The organism is Halodesulfovibrio oceani subsp. galateae (assembly GCF_055397225.1).
The window spans coordinates 1,480,825-1,499,961 of sequence record NZ_AP042453.1 but is presented as its reverse complement, the minus strand read 5'-3'; the positions used below and the strand labels follow the sequence as shown (position 1 = coordinate 1,499,961).

Here is a 19,137-nt window from a genome sequence, read left to right as displayed (position 1 = left end):
AAAGATATTTTTCCAGTTTTAATCTTAACCTTTTTCTTTGACCTGCTTGCCTACCTTCTGGTAGGTAGAATTCAAGAGTTGCTTTCAACGTTAAAAAAGTATTTTGGGCAAACAAGAAATCTACTTTTTGGTAAAAACTAATCAGGATAGAAATATTATGAAAAAAATTTTTGAGCATACCCAGATTGGCAAGATGTCATTGAAGAACAGACTGGTTCGTGGTGCCACATGGGAAAATCTTGCTGAAGATGATGGCCGGATGACCGAGAAGCTGGCCACCCTCTACAGAGAACTTGCTGAAGGTGGTGTCGGGATGATCATTACCGGTTATGCGTTTGTAATGCCTGATGAACAACCGAATCCCGGGATGATGGGAATATCAAACGATAAGTTTATTGATCAGTACAAAACGCTCACGGATATGGTTCATAAGTATGACTGTCGTATTGCTATGCAGATTGCATACGGTGGTTCACAAACAAATTATCGCTTAGATGAGCGTACGATCTGGGGGCCTTCAGAGATACCTGACCCTGCTTTTGGTGTTACACCAGTTCCCATGACTAAGGCAGAGATCAATGATCTTGTTATCGCGTATGGTGATGCCGCGCAGCGCGTTAAAGCAGCAGGTTTTGACGGTGTGGAAATTCACGCAGCCCATGGCTATTTACTGAGTCAGTTTTTAACCCCGCATACAAACCGTCGTACTGACGAATATGGTGGAAGTATAGAAAATCGGTCACGTATTATTGTTGAAGTATATGCAGAGATTCGACGTCGTGTTGGAGACTTCCCTGTGTTTCTTAAAATTAATGCTGAAGATTTTATTGAAGACGGTTTAACCTTTGAAGACAGTATATACGTAGCGAAACAATTTGATACTTTGGGAATTGATATTCTCGATATCTCAGGTGGTACTTTTGCTTCGGGCAAAAAAAGTCCCTGTCGTGGAAAAATTTCTGGGCCGGAAAAAGAAGCATATCACGCGCAATATGCAGCTAGAATTGCCGAAGAAGTTAGCGTGACTGTTTTAGTGAGTGGTGGTATTCGTTCGCCGCAGGTTGTTGAGAATGTGTTGAATACAACGGGTATTCAGCTTGTCGGAATGGCAAGACCTCTGCTTGCAGAGCCTGAATTACCAAATCGTTGGCTTTCCGGTGATGAAAGCTCTCCGAAATGTATTTCCTGTAATGGCTGTTTCTCTCCAAAACCTAAGGGGAGCTACCCATGTGTGCTGCGCCCTTATCCAGCTTTCGAAGCATAATTCATTAATATTTAAATCAATATTTACGCAATGCAAGATACTAAAAATACTATTCTAGATGTAGCCGAAGACTTTATCCGGCGAAACGGGCTTAATGCTGTAAGTTATAAACATATCAGCGATGTTGTTGGTATTAAAAAAGCCAGCATTCATTACCATTTTCCGCAAAAAAAAGATTTGGTAAACGCCCTTCTCCTTCGTTGTGAGCAAACCTACGGTTGTGAGTATCAAAGCATTGCATCCAGTGCCTTGGCTGCACCGGAAAAACTTCGCAAGATTGCGGATGTTTTCAAACAAGGCACTGTTGCTGGAAAAGTTTGCCTAATGGGCGTTCTCAGTTCAGACCTGACTTCTCTTGATGAAAGCTCTCGGTTGATTCTAGAAAAGACCGCAGAAAGTACTGTTGCAACGTATGCAGCAATCTTCGAACAAGGACGGATGGAAGGATCAATGCATTTTGATGGATCTGACTATAATGCAGCCTATGCCTTCTTTTCAATGCTCATTGGTGCACAGATTATGGCACGAGTAAAAGGTGGAGCTGAGGCTCTACAGGCTGCTTCTGATGCAGTGATTGACGGATATCGTAAAAATTAGCATTGCGAATAAGAGAAATAAGCTTCTTACATTTTATGTAAGGAGCTTTTTTTACTGGTATGTTTTTCTACATGAATTTTTGTATAGAATTTCACAACGTGTCTTTTTATTTACTTAATGAAATTAATTACAAATTACTTCACAACCTCCCTCTCACTTCCCTGAATACATAGGTATCTTTCTCTTTTATGTGAGAAAATGCAGCCTGATCTCTTTACATTATTGCTACTTTTTCATAGATAAATTGTGCTAATATTTTAGTTTTTCTACAATATCATTGACAAAGAGAGCTGCAAGAGATTTTTAGCAGCTCTGCTACTTCATTTTTACAATGTTAAAGACAAAAAACGCGAAATTTCTTTTCGTCTGCTGGTTCTTTTGGCTTTTAACAGAGACGGTCAATAATCCTGCAATATAATTTATCTGCAGTTGCCATGATCTTCATACCGAAGTTAAAGGTAAGCATTCGTTTTACCGACTTTTTTATAGTTTGTGGCTCGCTTCCACACGGAACATGCTGCTCATGGATGAGACACTCAAACTTTTTATTCCGGAAACAATGTGATGCGAACATTTTTTATGAGTTTATTGGTGCTGATTCTTTTGACAGCGCCCTCTACTTCGTTTGGCAAAGAGGCTTCTCTTTTTGAACGTATCAAGCTTGCCAATGCAAATGTTTCAGTTATCAAAACAGCCTTCACCCAATATACCAAGCTAGCACTCTTTGATGAACCCTTGATGGTGTCGGGTGACCTTATTGTCGAAAAGCCACAAAATCTGCGTTGGGAGTATAGTCAGCCAACTTCTTCAGGTTTTATTTTAAATACTGATGGTGGGCTTCAATGGAGCAGTACTGGAAAAAATTGCTCTGTTATGCGTACTGAGCTTTCCCCTTCTCTTCGCATGATGGCTAATCAGATGTTGCTTTGGGTAAATATTGATGAAGAGGCTTTGTCTAAAGATTTTCATATTAAGGTCACCGAATCCGATAAGCCAACAATTATGCTACGCCCTAAAGGTGGTGACATGGCAAGGTTTATTAAGTGCATTTCGATTGAGCTTCCTGCATCACTAATTGGTGTTAAAACCATAGTGGTTACTGAGGCTAATGACAGTTTAGTTACGTTAGCATTTCAGAAGGCAGAAATTAATTTGAAATTGGAACCGACTACATTTAAAAAGCCATAATCCCTCTATTTGGGAAAGACTTATTTCGTTTCCTGCATGGTATCCAAATGTATGTTCCATCTGGGATTGAATTAAATACGATGACCAGGTCTGCTCGTAATCTTTACACGCTTTTTGCCTTCTTAGCCTCACGTTCAAAGGAGACTTAGCTCATGAAATTCTTTTTGTGCTCACTCGTTATTCTATTAGCAGGATGCGCTCAGACTCTACCTCCGCCATTGCCTGCAATGCCTAATATGAAACCTGAGTTACTTGGACAGAACTGGCCAGCAAATGAAGCAAAATTTCAAGTGAGTGGTTCACTGTGCCTTTACTTCATTACCATCCCTGTTCAGGGCATAGTGTCTATGGAAGAGGATGGAAGTGCAGTTTCTATCGCACTACTCACGCAAATGGGTACTTCTATTTTTGAAGCTAAGCTAACTCGTGACGGTTATGAAATGTTCACTGTTTCTCCAATGCTTAAAAAACATCCACAACTGGAGCCAATGCTTATCCGCATGGCAAAAGCTCTATATCTTCCTGAGCCGGTTTCGACTGTGTGCACTTCGGAAGGTAAAAAGAATATCGCACAACTTCGTTGTCCAGAGCAGAACATTTTATATAGCTATACGGTTGTCCCTCAACGATCTGATAAAATTCAGCTTCGCCGCCGCATTAATGCAGAAAATGAAACTACTGTTTATTTGAAAAACTGGCAGGATGAACATGGAACGACTTACCCTACCCGCCTTTACTACAAGGATGCAGGGTGTGGTTTCGTGGCGAAACTGTCGCAAAAGCCGATTTCTTGTCCTCAGAATATTATAGCCGAGAAAGCTTTTTAATTTTGAGTAAAGAGGCATTAGTTAATTCAGCTTATGACGGTGACAGTGGTGTCTGCAAATTAGGCAATAGTTACAGTTAGCTATCTATTGAAATTGTCTATGAGATAGTCCGATAGGTATTGTTTTTTTCGATTTGATTTTATTCTGCATAATTACGTACAAGTACATCTGATTGCTCTTATGATCCCTAACTACAAGGACTATCGGATGAAATTTACCTACAAAATTTTTGCATTTCTATTCATATTTTCCTTATGCATCAGCATGCCTTCTTATGCATCCGGCTTGGATGTTTTTGCGAATCAGTCTGGTACAATATCCATTGCAGGGGGCACTGCCCATATTCCTGTTATGAAAGCTGCAGCAAAGCGCATTATGATGAAAAACGCTGACATCCGCATCACTATTGCAGGTGGTGGTTCCGGCGTTGGGATTCAAAAGGTAGGTGAAGGGCTTGTTAATATCGGTAACGCTGGTAGAGCAGCTAGTAAGAAAGAAAAGGCAAAATACAACCTTACCTCTTTCCCATTTGCAATTGACGGTGTTGCCACAGTTCTTTCTGCTCATAACTCTGTGAATGCACTCACGACAACGCAGATTCAGAATATTTTTGCTGGTAAAATTACGAACTGGAAAGAATTAGGCGGCGAAGATGCTGCTATTCATATTTACACTCGCGACGAAGCTAGTGGAACCAGAAGCGTTTATTGGAAAAAATTACTTAAAAAGGGAAAAATTGTTGATTCTGCGAATGTTGTAGCATCTAATGGCGCCATGAAAGTAGCTATCGCTCAAGATCCTCATAGCATAGGCTTTATTGGTATTGGCACATTAGACAACACCGTTAAAGCTCCTGCCCTGGATGGCGTTAGTGTATCACAGGAAACAGCTAAAAATGGTACATATAAAATTGTTCGTAAACTTTACATGAATACGAACGGTACCCCTTCCGGCATTGTTAAATCATTCATTGATTATGTTCTTTCAGATGATTGCACGGATATTATCGTTTCCAGTGGATATTTACCACTACACTAGGACGTGCCTTGCATAGTGTCAGAATAAGCCGTTTTATAACTAGCACTCTTTTTGTAGCAACCACTGTTTCCTGTATAGCAGTGGTTGCTATTTTCTCTTTCCTTCTTTATTTTTCCCTCCCCCTTTTTTCTCTGACCCAATTGCAACATGTTTTTGCATGGTCATGGCAACCCTTCGAAGGGAACTTCGGTATACTACCTATGATTATGGGTAGTGTGTTGCTTTCCGTGTTTTCCTTAGTTCTAAGCTATCCACTAAGCTTGGGTGTCTGTTGCTATATTCACGGCTCAGACAAGTCTTTTCTACGTAAAGGAATGCTGATCCTCGTGCAATTTATGACGAGCATTCCGACGGTCATCTACGGCTTTGTTGCTGTGTTTTTACTGGTGCCCTTTTTGCGTTCTTTTTTTAGATACGGCACAGGTTTTTCTCTCCTCGCAGCCGGGCTCATTTTGAGCTTACTTATTCTACCTACTATTGTGCTTATTTTACACAGCCAGTTCTCGCAAATTGAGCCGAAAATACGCTTAACAGCGAAGGCGCTTGGCATGTCTGAAGCACAAAAATTTATCTACATTGTTTTTCCGAATGCTCGCAAAGGCCTGTTTACAGCTGCTGTCCTTGGTTTTGGACGTGCTGTGGGTGATACACTTATTCCTTTGATGCTTGCAGGAAACGCTGTGAGTCAGCCGGAATCTGTTTTGGATTCCATCCGCACTCTTACTGCCCATATTGCCCTAGTTGTTGCGACGGATAGCCAAAGTGATGCGTACCTTTCGTTGTTTGCATGTGGGCTAGTCCTGTTTTCTTCTACTATTGCAGTGAACGTAGGGTTACGATGGATTGCAGGTCAGGAGGCGTCTCATGAGTAGAATGAAAGAATATCTGCTTTCTATAGTTATGTATGCGGCTCCGATTCTTGTTGTAGGAGCTGTTGTTCTGCTATTGGGCTTTCTTTGTGTTAAGGGAGTACCTTCATTATCCGTAGCTCTTATTTTCGGAGACGCCTCTCCCTATGATGTCTTGTTTAGTGGAGTGCCTGTTTTTGATGGCATCTGGCCAGCGTGTGTTGGAACACTGTATCTTGTCCTGCTGTCTTGTAGCCTCTCGATTCCAGTTGGGATTATGACGGGGATCTATCTTACTGAATTTGCGCCAGAGAAGTTGAAAAGACCTGTTACGTTTTTGACAGATTTGCTAGCAGGTATTCCATCGATTATTATGGGACTTTTTGGCTTTTCACTTATTCTGCTTGCACGGAAGACTATTTTTCCACAGGCTGTCACGGGGCTTTGGCTTTCTGCGTTATGTATTGCAGTGCTCATACTGCCCTATTGTATTAACGCTACCGTAATCGCACTTTCCAGTTTGCCTGAAGACCTCAAACTGATCGGACCATCTCTTGGCTTTAGTCCTGTACAAAGTACATTTTACATCCGTATTCCGTTGGCCTTGCGGGGGATAATGAGTGGTGTAATTTTATCTATCGGTCGAGCTTCAGAAGATACTGCGGTCATTCTTTTAACCGGTGTAGTGGCAAACGCAGGGGTACCTCGGAATATTTTTGATAAATATGAGGCTCTGCCATTTAAGGTGTACTATCTTGCTGCTCAATTCCAGAGTCAGGCAGAGCTGGCGCAAGGTTTTGGGACAGCCTTAATTTTGCTGTTACAGACGACTTGTCTTTTTTTGGCTGCTCATTACTTACGCCGAACAATGGAAAGAAAATGGCTCTAACAAAAATTACACATCAAGCTATTCAAACAGAGAATGTCTCGATTGCTTTTAATGGACTGCCGATTGTTAAAAACCTTACGGCCTCATTTCCTAAGAACAAACTTTCTGTCCTTATCGGACGTTCCGGTTCTGGAAAGACAACACTACTACGCAGTTTTAATAGATTAAATGAATGCTTGGAGGGAAGTCATACAACGGGCAAGATTACCGTGACGTTGAGCGATACAAAACACGATATTTATTCCGGCACAATTTCGTGTGAAGAACTTCGTCGTCGAGTCGGAATGGTATTTCAAACACCAAACGTACTGCCGACCTCCATACAGAATAACCTTATTATTCCGCTAAAGCTTGCTTTGCAGATTCAAGGTAGTGAAGCTGAAGCCCGCATGGAGCATGCTTTAAAACAAGCTGCATTGTGGGGAGAGGTTAAAGATAGGCTTAAATCTCCTGCCTCCCATCTTTCCGGTGGCCAGCAGCAGAGATTGTGCATCGCAAGAGCGATGGTTTTGCAGCCTGAAATTTTATTACTGGACGAGCCTAGCGCGTCTTTGGATTTTCATGCAACACGTATAATTGAAGATCTGCTTGAATCTCTTTCGGCTGATTATACAACGATTGTTGTTTCTCACAGTCTGGCGCAGGCACAGCGTCTAGCAGATAAACTTTACGTGTTGTCTGCTGGTGAGCTGGTTCAAACCCTCTCGAAATATGAGGTGCAAGATAGCTCTATTATGCAGTGCACAATAGAAAGCTTACTATAACTGGTTAGATATTTTCTCTGACTTCTGTGTGTGCCGCCCCGCTATTCCTTTTCATCATGCCAAAAACATATGTTTTATGAATTCTGACAACATTGTAATCAAATTCTGTGCGCTATACCGATACTATTCGTGTATAGGCGACACTCATGCTTTTAGTTTACAATCAAAGTCGGACGGGTTCTTAAGAGTAAATTCTTTTTGAACAGATTCAGGGTGTGAAGCTGAGATGCTTTTGAAGGTTAAGAATAGGAAAATATTGTATGTCCACCAACGCTACTAAAATTCTCTTGGTTGAAGATCAAGAAACTGCCGCTACATATATTGCCAAAGGCCTTCGGGAAGAAGGTTTTGTTGTAGATGTTGCCCATAATGGCCCAGACGGATTGCACTACTTTTTGACTGAAGAATATTCGTTGGCGATTCTTGATATTATGTTGCCTGGTCTTGATGGGCTTACCATTCTTGAAACCGCTAAAAAGGCAAATAGAAAATCAGCCGTTTTATTTCTTACTGCTCGAGATGGTGTAGAAGATCGTGTGCGCGGGCTCGAGCTTGGCGCGGACGACTATCTAGTTAAGCCATTCGCATTTGCTGAATTATTGGCTCGAATCAGAGCGCTATTAAGACGTTGTTCACCTATCATTACAGCTGAAACGAACTTGATTGTCGGTGAGTTAACATTAAATCTTTTGACGCATCAGGCATCACGAGCTGGCAAAATTATCGAACTGACGCCGAAGGAATTTGCCCTGCTTCAACTTTTTATGCGGCGCAAAGGTGAGGTGCTCACACGTACCGTGCTTGCTGAACAACTTTGGGGAATTAGCTTTGATTGCGACACCAATGTGGTTGATGTGGCTGTAAGCAGATTGCGAATTAAAATAGATGCTGATGCAACGCAGAAACTTATTCATACACAGCGGGGAGTCGGGTATGTTCTCAAAACAGAAGGATAAGTTTAGCCTACTGTATACATGCTTGTTGCAAGCTCGTCTTGCCATATCGTTTGCAATCATAACAACGATGATTGTTTGTGCGACATCTTTCTTGCTTTATTCCGGTCTCAAAGATCAGGTGAGAAACGAAGACAAGATGGAGTTTATTGAAGCGACCTCATTTATCCGTAAAGCTGTTAAAACTCTTTCTATTACAACCAATTCAGAAAGTTGGCAGCTTATTTGGGAATATGCCGTCAATGCCCATGGTCGATTGGGCGTTCGTGTCTTTTCTACAAATAAAGAGCTTTATCTCACCACGCCTAATATGAATATCCCCTCGGATGTATTCTCTCAGTCAGATCCTCCAAAGTATGGCGTTTGGACTGATCCTAAATCTAATGTTGAATACCGAATTACATCGTTTCAGGTGGAAACTGAACCGGGGCATGTCTGGCGAGTTGATGCTTCATATGATTTGAGCCCGACAAGTAGCCTGCTTAGCGCTTACCGATGGAATTTGATGGTACTTCTTCTCGCCGGAATCTTACTTTCTGTTGCTATAAGTTGGTTTGTCAGTGGATACGGTTTGCGCCCCTTACGGCATGTTACTACGGCCATGCAGGGGATTTCTTCGGAGCATCTTTCGAAGCGCATAGGTGATCAGCCTTGGCCTAAAGAACTTGCAGGGCTTGCTCGATCTTTTGATGCTATGCTTGAACGTCTGGAAAAGGCATTTACAGTTCTAAGCCAATTCTCTGCTGATATTGCACATGAAATGCGCACGCCGGTAAGCAATATGCTTTCTGCTGCCAGTGTAACCCTTAATAGGGATAGAGATGTTGCAGAGTACAAGCAAACTTTGGAAACAATTGAACTTGAGGCAACACACCTTTCAAAACTTGTTGAGAATATGCTTTTTCTGGCTAGGACTGAACATATGCAACAGTCTTTGCAGATTGAACAATGCTCCATTGCTGAAGAATTTCAATTTCAGCAAACGTTGTTGGAAGCTCTAGCAGAAGAAAAGCAAGTTGAAATTAGATGGCATGGTCAGGGGTTTGTGACTGCTAATAAAGATCTATTACGCCGCGCCCTACTAAACCTTGTAAGTAATGCCCTGCGATTTACTCCAGCAGGTGGACTTATTCAGCTTGTATCAGAGCATGTTGATGGATTTATGAAAATTACGGTGTCTGATTCTGGATCGGGGATAGAGCCCCGGCACCTTCCACATATTTTTACCCGATTTTATCGTGCCGATTCTGCTCGTGCTGACCGTTCGAATACTGGGCTTGGGCTTGCCTTTGTACAAATGATTATGACTGTGCATGGGGGCAGCGTTTCTGTTGAGACTGAAGTAGGAAGAGGAACCACGTTTACCCTGTTGTTCCCCACCATAACAACACTGTAATGTTTCTGTTTGAGATTTGAGGAGTACTCTTTTGTAGTTTGTTTCCATTGCATATGACCTTTTGCAAGAACTTGATGTTAAGCAACTGTGTCGTTTTATTAAAAATGCTATGGAGAATCACGATGAAAATAGCTCCCAAATTTGTAACAGTTGTTATCTTTATTTGTCTCAGTGTTGGTGCTGTGCTGACTGTGTTCGCCAGCGATAATGATCATTGGCCTGCACTTAAAGGTAAAATAGTTTCTGTTGATGCTAAACGTGCAGTTGTCACTATTAAAAATGTTCAGGGACAGCAGATGACGTTTCAAGTTCTGCCTACTTCTGAAATAAAAATAAAAAGTCATGGCTTGCTTAAATGGAACCGTGACGCAGCCTTGAAAGATTTTAATGTCGGACAGTGGATTACGGTAACCTATTACGGTTCCGGTGAAGTAAAGATTGCGAGGGATATAAAGATTTTTTTGGACGGAAAGGCCGTGAGTGCTTCCCTTTAATTTTAGTACTTATGATTCGGGCAAAATTAGCCTCGTACCGATAAAACATGATGTCATAAATCAAAAAAGCCAGCAGATCCTCTGCTGGCTTTTTTGATTTTTCTAATTTTGAATAACAACTTTGTAATCCACCAGTAAGCTCTTTGAAATGTGCCGAAGAGTATCCTTCTTGAATATCGAAACAATGTTCCAGCTACATGGAGTTAAAGAGAAAAGTTATGCGCACAACGTTAGCTGTCTCTGTTCTCAACTCGATGGTAACACTTTATTCTTGTTGGATAAACTAAATGAGTATGCAAAGAGTTTGTACATATTTTGAAGCAAAACTATGCTACAGGTATGTTCCCTTATTTCTACTTGGTTTGTTGGTGATAATTACTACTACAACATATTTGAATCAGCTTGATCCCGACATAATGGAAGGAAGAAATTTTATAACAGCAAGTGAAATCGTGGAGACAGGGAATTGGCTTGTACCAAGACTTTTTGGTGAGTTACGTATCGCAAAGCCACCACTTCCAACATGGATGACTTCAGCTGTAATGGTTTTGGCTGGCACTGATACAAATTTGTTTGTAAACAGAATTCCATCTGCCTTTGCCGGACTGTTTTTAGCGATGGCTTTTTTCGGTCTTACCAAATCAATGACAGGTTCTTCACGTATCTCAACAATAAGCACAGCGGTGCTGGGAACCAGTTATCTTTATATCTTTATGGTGCGACGAGGCACATGGGATATACATGCTGTTGCCTATATGACTGCAATGATATGGGCACTAGACGTATTGTTGAAATCCAAAGAATTTCGACCATGGTTATGTTTACTTGCAGGTGGACTGTTTGGGCTGTCTTTTTTGAGTAAGGGGCCTGTGGCTTTTTATACGTTGTTACTGCCGTTTTTGTTTTCAGAACTAGTTGTAAACGGTGCTAAAAGAATGGGCAGACAGTGGAAGAAGCTTCTTCTTGTAACGGGATGCGGAGTCATAATCTCTGTGAGTTGGTATCTCGTTATTATGATAATGCATCCAGAGGCTATGGCGGCGATGTTTTCTCAGGAAACAGCAGCCTGGGCAGGAAGGCATATTCGGGTTTGGTGGTATTACTTGCCTCAAGTTCCGGCGATGTTGGGGCTCTGGGCTATTCCTGCAGTACTTGTTTGTATTCCGATGTTTGCCCGTTCGCGTTTACAAGATTCTATTCCATATAAACAACTATTGCTTTGGACACTCGGAATTGTTGCACTCCTTTCTATTATTCCCGAAAAGAAGGTGCGCTACCTATTGCCAGTCATTATTCCTTTATCCATGCTTGTTGGCGGATATCTGGATTACTGTTTAAAGCGTGGTTTTTCTTTTTCTGGCAGCAAGAGAGTCTTTAAACTCTATTGTGTACTAGGAGTGGTAATTTCGTTTGCGGTGATTGGGATCATCTGGGGTTCTGGAGAAATTAGATCGTCACCTTTAGCTGATGATCCTTTTGAGTTACTTATCGTGGCCTGCTATGCTCTATTGGCAATAATACTATGTGCAACCTATCTGTGTCGTAAGCCTAATTTACTTTTGGGATGTGTTTTTGGTTTGATGGCTTTTGTCCTCATGACTACCCCGCCGCATATCAAAAACCTATTACCCAAAAGGGGAATACTTCCTATTCAGCATGTGCGTAGCTTTGTGGGGAATACTGTAGAAACTGTGTACAGTTTTACGTCGTTAAAGCTCCAAACTCAGTGGATTCTTGGTAAGCCTGCAACTCGGATTGTTCCGGATGATCTTACATCATTCTCTTCTGGAGAATATGTGGTTGTAGCAGCCTATCCTACAGCTTTCCCAAAGAATGTTGTTGTCGAAAAAGAATATTTAGCCCGATATCTTAAGCGTGATCCCCTGCTTATATACCGCATAACGGTGCTGAATTAGGTATTCATATATTAGGTCTCTCACAATGTATTGTGAGAGACCTTTTTGCTAAAATGTATTGAGAACTGCATTTCAACATAGTTTAGATCGTGGGACTTTTTAATAAGAAGATCAGGTTAGGCTATTCGGATAGAGCATCATCATTGTTTTTTGTTGATGCTCTGCGCTTTATGCTGGTTTATTGGTAGCTCAAAGGAATGAATCTTTGTCATTGGTAAAGCATTTGAGGCAACAAGAAGAAAGGCAAGTAGGCACAAGGCGCAAATAATCCAGAGCATAACAGTATGGAAGAATGAGGTATTGCGCATGAACGTTCTCTCTTTTTGCATACTCTGTGATAATTTTATTGTGGATCAACTCTTTTAGATCTTAGCTTATACCACGTAACTACTGTTCTATGACAGTTTCATTTTAAGTATTTCAAGCGCTGTTAAGAGCTTTCACTAAATCGCACCTAGAGTTTTTTTGGGATTCACACTCTACTTCTTTAGATGATACCTTGATTGAAGATCATGGAGTGTTTTTCGGTATTGAGCATTTTATAGCCTTGAACATCAGAAGGCAAAGGTCGGGCGTGAATTACACACGCCCTATTATGACCTTTAGTGCTTCCGCTAAGCTTTTATTGCACGAATTGTTACAGTATTGGGAATACTTTCAAGAAGCATAGATCCTTTCGTAATAAGACCAGCATAGTTACAGAGTTTTGATCATACATTTTTCTTGCGGTCTTTCTTTGAGCTGAGGAATGGATACTTCAAGCGCTTCCAGAGACTCTCCATATTTTGATGGTCGTTCGTGCTCTTGAATTTATTTTTTCTTAATACCGGTACCTCTTGAACCACCGGGGCCAACGCCATAATCTTCATAGACTTTTTCACTGGCGTTACCGATTGAGAAACTGTCTGGGCGCTGACTTGGTGGATATTCTTCGTATGTTTTTAGTTCTTCAAAGATAAGAGCGTTGGCTTTGTAGAATACGAATAAGTGGTTGATATACCAATTCCAATATGTGTTTGAGTTATAGTCTGCTCGTTCAAACGGGTCACGACGCAGGTTAAATATTTTAGGCACACGTAACCATATAAAAGGTTCCGCCCAGAGCGCTAGGGTGTGCTTTCTTTGTTCACCGTAAATCACTTTCCAAGCGGTTGTGTGTACTTCTTTAGACTCTTTGCCGATGCTTGATTTGCCAACTTCAGCCATACTGCCGGAGCTGGTGTTGTAATCGGATTGATCATAACGGATGGCTACAATTTGTGCATCCGCATTGAAGTAGATGAAGCTTTTGCGTGGAGACTCATCTGTTTTTCCTGCAAAGTAATCTGATTGGTTGAATCCATCTAAGTGGATTTTAAATTTCTTACCGTTCGCCCTGTAGCCTTTGAGAAGCTTTTCTTTAATATCTGGATCACCAGCAGCAGCAAGCAGTGTTGGCATCCAGTCTAGAGCAGAAACAATACCATTTAAGACTTTGCCGCCCTTCCAGTTACCTTGCGGCCAACGTACAAATGCTGGCACTCGGTAAGCGCCTTCCCAGTTAGTTTCTTTTTCTGATCGGTAGTATGTACTCGCTGCATCTGGCCATGCGTTGCCGTGAGGGCCGTTGTCGGTTCCGTAATAGACTATGGTGTTATCTGCGATCCCTTTCTCATCAAGGTAATCAAGTAGCTTACCAACGTGCATGTCATGTTCCATCATGCCGTCATTGTAGAACCCCTGACCTGAAATGCCGATTAGTGAATCTTTAATGTAGGTGTAGAGATGCATACGGGTGGCGTTCCACCATACGAAGAATGGTTTTTTCGCGGCTACCGCTTTGTCCATGAACTCAATTGCCCGAGCAACAGTGTCATCATCAATCGTTTTCATGCGTTCTATGGTTAGCGGGCCTGTATCTGTGATTTTACCATTGGAGAAAGAGTGTAGAACGCCGCGTGGGCCATAATCTTTCAAAAATTCTGGTGACCGAGGATAATCAGGGTTTTGAGGTTCTTGCATCGCGTTAAGATGATACAGAATTCCATAAAATTCATCAAAACCATGATTCGTTGGCAACTGCTCATCTCTGTCACCTAGGTGATTTTTCCCAAATTGTCCGGTCACATATCCCATATTTTTTAGGGCTTCAGCAATGGTCATGTCGTCTGCTTTCAGACCGTCCGGTGCTCCTGGTAATCCGACTTTTGTGTTACCGGTTCGCAATCCGTTCTGTCCGGTAATGAAGGAGGAGCGTCCGGCTGTGCAGGATTGTTCTCCGTAATAATCTGTGAATGCAATCCCTTCATGAGCAATTCTGTCAATGTGCGGGGTTCTGTACCCCATCCCACCACGGTTCCAGAAACTTATATTGTATATCCCTATGTCGTCGCCCCACATAACCAGAATATTAGGTTTTTCTGCGGCATAAGACATTGAATTACTTACAACCAATGATACTGCAAAAATACATAACACTGTTATTTTAGTAATATTTTTACTAACGCTATGCTCAAACATACGAACTCCTTATGCCGTTATTTACTGAGAATGATAGTAATCAATTCTTGTTTTTCTCTTTCTGTTAATTGTACCTTATTTAATAATTCAATGAGCTTGGCTTTATCCTGCAATGATGTGTTTGTGCTAGTTTGTGGCTGGATTGGCGGCGTGTATGGAGTCTGTGGACGCTGCATGGTATTATTGTCTGTCGGTAAATGCGGCGGGTGATTCTGCATGTAGCCTTGGATGCGGTTCATATTTTTCTGAACTGCATCCATTGGATATTCAGACGTGCTGCTTGCAAACACGTTGATGGCAAAGAGTAAGGGAAAAATGAATGCGCAACAAAATATGAAATATTTCATAGAGCAGCTCGTTATTTTACAGTGTTTTCTGGAAACGAAATTAGTGACAGATCATCTTATTCTATTCTTCTACAAACAGTTTCCTAATGATATTTCATGTGTTTCATATGAGAAAAGCCCCCTTTTTTTAAAAGGAGGCTTTTCATTTTTGCACATTGTTAATCATTAAGAACGTCTGTCAGCCTTTCTTTATCTTCTGGAGAAAGCTCTTCAGTGGAAAGAAGCTGTCGGATTTGCATCTTTACTTTCTGTTTTTGTTCTGTGCCTTCGGCAAGTTCATAAAGAAGCAAATACGAATCAGAATATGTAGGCCATTTTTCGATTGAGGATAACAATAATTTGTATGCGGACTGTGTCTCCCCTGCTTCCTTCATGTAATATGCGAGGCTGAAGGTTGTCGTTGGATTGGGATCAATGTCGTATGCTTTTTGAGCGAACTCTATTGCATCTGAAGGCGATCGGTAACTGATAATTGCTGCAAGATTAGATGCTGCTTTCGCAAACTCCGGATTTTGTTGCAGGACAACTTTTAGGTGCTTTTCTGCTAAATCGTATTGCCCTTTCTCAGCTTCCAGCAAGCCTAAATTGTAGAGGATTGTTAGGTTTTCAGGAGCAAGCGTATAAGCATTAGCAAGTAGTGTACTAGCTTTATCTAAATTACCTAGATTTCCATGCAGTAGTGCGCAGTTGACCATAGGTGCAATGGCTGTAGGAGCCAGTTCATTTGACTTGGTGTATGCTTGAATGGCTCTTTGGTACTGATTTGTTTTTCGATAATAGTTTCCGAGATTGTAATGCGTGGTCCATACATCGGGGCGTGCATGAAGAGCAGCTAAATATTCACTCGTAGCTTTTGAAATTTGATCTTTTAAAAAACCTTCTGCAACTGCATACGGTTTTCCAGCGAGCGAAGATGCCGCACGGACTCTAACTAACCGGACCTTATCGCCTGTTGCAGCTGCTAATACAGAGATCGCATCATGACTGTGCCAATCATCTAAAGTGGTACACGCTGCCCCACGTACCAGTGGAGAAGGGTGTGAGGCGGCTTTGGCGATAGTTTCCCATTTCTCTTGATGCGGGCAATTGCGAAGTAAACGGATTAAGGACGTAACAAAAATTTCGTTAGAAGCCGGATCGTTGATATATGCGAGCATTTCAGGAAGTCTGTCCCACTTGTTTTCACGCGCAGCTTTGATCAACGAAGCGCGGTGCAACACAGGAGCCTGATAGTCACGCTTCCGCCATTTTCGGACATACGAATCCGCCCATTTTGCATCTTTATCTGTGTGGCAAACGTTACATGCATTGGGTGAACCGAATTCAATAGTTGCTGCCGGTGTTGGCGGCAGCATGGAATGATCACTTCTGTACATTCGAGCAAATTCAGTCTTAACCATATGACAAGAAATGCACTTACTTCCAGCGCTGTCCGGTTTGTGCATAGAGTGCTCTGCCACATTCTGTATTTTCTCTTCATGGCAGGGAGAACATGCTTTGTTTGGGTCTTCAGCTTGTTTGAAGCGTCCGCTTGATGTGTGGCAATGCATGCATCCCAGTTCTCCGGATGTGACACATGGGCTTAAGCTCCATGTGGTCTGCGTATAGTTTTCTCCAAGATCTCGCCCATCAGGATACCAGTCGCTATCTTCGAGCGTGGTTAAGTCATAGTGATCGTAAAAAGATTCTCCAGGGACAAATTTTTTGGAGATAGGAGTCATCTGTGCATGGCATGGTGCACAAGAGTCCGTGTTTTGCTGTACTGTAAACTTTCCCTTCCCTCCGAGTATCTTCAAGTCCTTGGGGACAGTGCCTTTGGCTGCTGCTTCAGTGCAGACTCTAACGTGTTCTGCTGAAGGACCATGGCATGTTTCACAGTTGATACCCGCTTCTTTCCATTCTGTGTCATAGGAGTCTGTTGCCTCGGTGTAATTAATGGAAGTCTGACTTACATGGCACCCATAGCAGGAGGTATTAAAAGTATAGGCCTGGTCTCGCCATGAGACAGGGATATCTGCCAAATGCCGAACTCCACTGGCAGACATGTCAAACCATTCCTTTGTCCTCACGTCATAGGCAATTGGGAGCGTTTGCAGTCTGCCACGTTCCATCCTTGTTAAAAAGTAATACACATATTTGCCGCCGAGTGCATAGCTTATGGGGTATGTTACAGAGCCTTGAGACGTCTTCTCTTCTATCGTCCCCGCGCCGTTAGTGTTTGTATAGAGGAAGGTGGCATCGCCTATTGAAATAGCTTTTGATTGCGGGGAAAGCTGGTTTTCAGCGAAAGATTTTGTGAATGGCTGAAGCGCTGTGCCATGACGTGACGTTGCCCATAGATCGTAAAAACGTGCATGACAGTCTTTGCAGCTTTTAGATCCAGCAAATTGGCTATCATCGGCCAAAAGAAGATGAGGAATTCCTACCAGAAATATGCAGGCAATTGCTATTCTACAAAGCATTTGCTTGTGGCGTAACATCTTGCTTTCCGTATCCATCTCAGCTCCTTTTGCTCAGTCAAAACAGGTCCTACATCACTCCAGTGAAACTTTTACCATAGTTTTAGCAAGTTAAGAACATTATAATTGGTATAGTTGGCATTATATCTGTGTGTTTTTTCTTTGAGAATTCTGCTTCTGCTGTGGGTTGTGATGGAGAGACGAAAAGATGAATATAATCGTTCTGTAATGTATAAAAGAGTAAAAATATTTCATCATATTAGGATATTATCTTAAAAAAATATTTTGAAGGCGGAGCTATGCAAGAAGAGAATAACATTTGGATGTTACTGCATAGGTGTTGCGTGTGGCATCTCGTATTTGTATGGATTCTAATTTTGTTATTCAGCGCTCCAAACTCTGCCGAAGCTGGTGGAGTATGGCTTTATGAAATAGGCACACCGGACTTAGGCGTTGCTGCTGCTGGTCGTGATGCAACGGCACTGGATGCTTCTGTAGCGATCACTAACCCTGCTGCTATGACAAACCTTGACCGTCCGCAGTTAATGGCCGGGCTTCAGGCTTTGTTTATTGATACACAATTTTCCACTCAGGAAAGTGGCTTTGGAGGCGGTGACGGCGGTAACGCTGGCGGGATAATGCCTGCAGCAAGCTTTAGCTATGCAGATAAATTGAATGACTCTGTGTGGTTGGGTATAGGTATGGGATCATATTTTGGACTAGGGCTCAACTACGATGATGACTGGAGTGGGAGGTATTACGTAAAAGAGGCTTCTCTTTTAACAGCTGGTGCAACTGTAAGTATGGGGGCTAACGTTACAGATTCTTTTGCTGTGGGATTAGGGCTTAATGTTCTTGTTGCGAAGCTTTTAATGAAGACTGCTGTAAATAATCTTCCGTTAGAGAGTTCTGCCGCTGATGGCGAATTAAAAGCTGATGCTACAACCACAGGCGTTGGTGGTAATGTTGGCCTGTTTTATAAAATCACTCCAAAAGTACGAACAGGGTTAACATATCGAACCCCTATTCGATTAAAGTTTGACGATGCCATATCACTTTCTGGACTTGGCTCTATCTTTCAGCAAGAACTAGTAAATAGCGGGTTGCTTGGTAAAGATCTTGATATAACTTTTACAGTTCCACAGGCCATTTCTTTTAGTCTGCATTATGACTTCACGCCGCGTTGGGCAGTCATGGGGAGTGTAAGTTGGCAGAACTGGAAAGAGTTTGGTGTGCTAGAAACTTCAATCGAAGACACCAATGTTTCTGATGCAACTATTGACCTGAATTACACTGACACATGGCATTTTGCGTTAGGTTTTCGAGGCCGCATTGCAGAACAATGGATATGGTCAATTGGCGCAGCGTATGACACGTCTCCGTGTTCGGAGAGCAACCGATCGCCCATATTGCCATTGGATCGGCAAATCCGTGTAGCGACAGGCATTCAATATGAAGTAGATGAGGATGTAACCTTAGGTGTCGCTTATGAATACCTTGATGCCGGCAAAGCTAAAATTAACCGCGAAGGTGGCCCGCTAACCGGTCCATTAAAAGGTGAATACAATACAAATCATATTCAATATGTTGCGGTTAACATGCAGTGGAAATTTTAATTCATCACTTCATGTAGTACTTGAGGGATGCAATTGCTTGAC

At 42.1% G+C, this 19,137-nt stretch carries 16 protein-coding genes; 13 read left to right on the top strand and 3 right to left on the bottom strand.

Annotation, left to right across the window (positions count from 1 at the left end; all coding sequences use genetic code 11):
- Positions 1 to 157 precede the first annotated feature (157 nt).
- The 12 genes from ACZ5V1_RS06570 (at position 158) to ACZ5V1_RS06515 (ending at position 12,174) form a co-directional block, all read left to right on the top strand.
- Positions 158 to 1,264 carry an NADH:flavin oxidoreductase gene (locus ACZ5V1_RS06570; protein WP_464391181.1) on the top strand — a complete coding sequence of 369 codons (1,107 nt, stop codon included), beginning with the start codon at positions 158 to 160 and terminating at the stop codon, positions 1,262 to 1,264.
- 30 nt (positions 1,265 to 1,294) lie between these two features.
- Positions 1,295 to 1,861 carry a TetR/AcrR family transcriptional regulator gene (locus ACZ5V1_RS06565; RefSeq protein ID WP_464391180.1) on the top strand — a complete coding sequence of 189 codons (567 nt, stop codon included), beginning with the start codon at positions 1,295 to 1,297 and terminating at the stop codon, positions 1,859 to 1,861.
- A 564-nt stretch (positions 1,862 to 2,425) separates the two neighbouring features.
- Positions 2,426 to 3,049, top strand: a complete 624-nt coding sequence (locus ACZ5V1_RS06560) for a LolA family protein (RefSeq protein ID WP_464391607.1) — start codon at positions 2,426 to 2,428, stop codon at positions 3,047 to 3,049.
- A gap of 152 nt (positions 3,050 to 3,201) precedes the next feature.
- Positions 3,202 to 3,876, top strand: coding sequence for a hypothetical protein (locus tag ACZ5V1_RS06555; protein WP_464391179.1), 675 nt, complete (start codon positions 3,202 to 3,204; stop codon positions 3,874 to 3,876).
- 207 nt (positions 3,877 to 4,083) lie between these two features.
- The gene (locus tag ACZ5V1_RS06550; RefSeq protein WP_464391178.1) at positions 4,084 to 4,914 is read left to right on the top strand and encodes a phosphate ABC transporter substrate-binding protein; all 831 of its coding nucleotides are present in this window, start codon (positions 4,084 to 4,086) and stop codon (positions 4,912 to 4,914) included.
- A 335-nt stretch (positions 4,915 to 5,249) separates the two neighbouring features.
- Positions 5,250 to 5,786: a PstC family ABC transporter permease gene (locus ACZ5V1_RS06545; protein WP_464391177.1), complete on the top strand. Its 537-nt coding sequence runs from the start codon at positions 5,250 to 5,252 to the stop codon at positions 5,784 to 5,786.
- On the top strand, positions 5,779 to 6,651 hold the full coding sequence (locus ACZ5V1_RS06540; RefSeq protein ID WP_464391176.1) for a PstA family ABC transporter permease: 873 nt from the start codon (positions 5,779 to 5,781) through the stop codon (positions 6,649 to 6,651). The genes ACZ5V1_RS06545 and ACZ5V1_RS06540 overlap by 8 nt, the downstream gene beginning before the upstream one ends.
- Positions 6,642 to 7,415: a phosphate ABC transporter ATP-binding protein gene (locus ACZ5V1_RS06535; protein WP_464391175.1), complete on the top strand. Its 774-nt coding sequence runs from the start codon at positions 6,642 to 6,644 to the stop codon at positions 7,413 to 7,415. The genes ACZ5V1_RS06540 and ACZ5V1_RS06535 overlap by 10 nt, the downstream gene beginning before the upstream one ends.
- 260 nt (positions 7,416 to 7,675) lie before the next feature.
- Entirely contained in the window at positions 7,676 to 8,371 is a 696-nt protein-coding gene (locus tag ACZ5V1_RS06530; protein ID WP_464391174.1) for a heavy metal response regulator transcription factor, read from the top strand.
- The gene (locus tag ACZ5V1_RS06525) at positions 8,349 to 9,764 is read left to right on the top strand and encodes a heavy metal sensor histidine kinase (RefSeq protein WP_464391173.1); all 1,416 of its coding nucleotides are present in this window, start codon (positions 8,349 to 8,351) and stop codon (positions 9,762 to 9,764) included. The genes ACZ5V1_RS06530 and ACZ5V1_RS06525 overlap by 23 nt, the downstream gene beginning before the upstream one ends.
- A gap of 122 nt (positions 9,765 to 9,886) precedes the next feature.
- The gene (locus tag ACZ5V1_RS06520; RefSeq protein ID WP_464391172.1) at positions 9,887 to 10,258 is read left to right on the top strand and encodes a hypothetical protein; all 372 of its coding nucleotides are present in this window, start codon (positions 9,887 to 9,889) and stop codon (positions 10,256 to 10,258) included.
- Between the two features lie 287 nt (positions 10,259 to 10,545).
- Positions 10,546 to 12,174, top strand: coding sequence for an ArnT family glycosyltransferase (locus tag ACZ5V1_RS06515; RefSeq protein ID WP_464391171.1), 1,629 nt, complete (start codon positions 10,546 to 10,548; stop codon positions 12,172 to 12,174).
- A gap of 810 nt (positions 12,175 to 12,984) precedes the next feature.
- Here the strand turns inward: ACZ5V1_RS06515 and ACZ5V1_RS06510 are convergent.
- From ACZ5V1_RS06510 to ACZ5V1_RS06500, 3 genes are all read right to left on the bottom strand, one after another.
- Positions 12,985 to 14,673 carry an arylsulfatase gene (locus ACZ5V1_RS06510; protein WP_464391170.1) on the bottom strand — a complete coding sequence of 563 codons (1,689 nt, stop codon included), beginning with the start codon at positions 14,671 to 14,673 and terminating at the stop codon, positions 12,985 to 12,987.
- Positions 14,674 to 14,690: 17 nt separating this feature from the next.
- The gene (locus ACZ5V1_RS06505) at positions 14,691 to 15,020 is read right to left on the bottom strand and encodes a hypothetical protein (protein ID WP_464391169.1); all 330 of its coding nucleotides are present in this window, start codon (positions 15,018 to 15,020) and stop codon (positions 14,691 to 14,693) included.
- Between the two features lie 158 nt (positions 15,021 to 15,178).
- Positions 15,179 to 17,518, bottom strand: a complete 2,340-nt coding sequence (locus tag ACZ5V1_RS06500; RefSeq protein ID WP_464391168.1) for a tetratricopeptide repeat protein — start codon at positions 17,516 to 17,518, stop codon at positions 15,179 to 15,181.
- Positions 17,519 to 17,778: 260 nt separating this feature from the next.
- Between ACZ5V1_RS06500 and ACZ5V1_RS06495 the strand changes: the two genes are divergently transcribed.
- Complete coding sequence (locus ACZ5V1_RS06495) at positions 17,779 to 19,095, top strand: OmpP1/FadL family transporter (protein ID WP_464391167.1); 1,317 nt, start codon at positions 17,779 to 17,781, stop codon at positions 19,093 to 19,095.
- Positions 19,096 to 19,137: the final 42 nt, after the last annotated feature.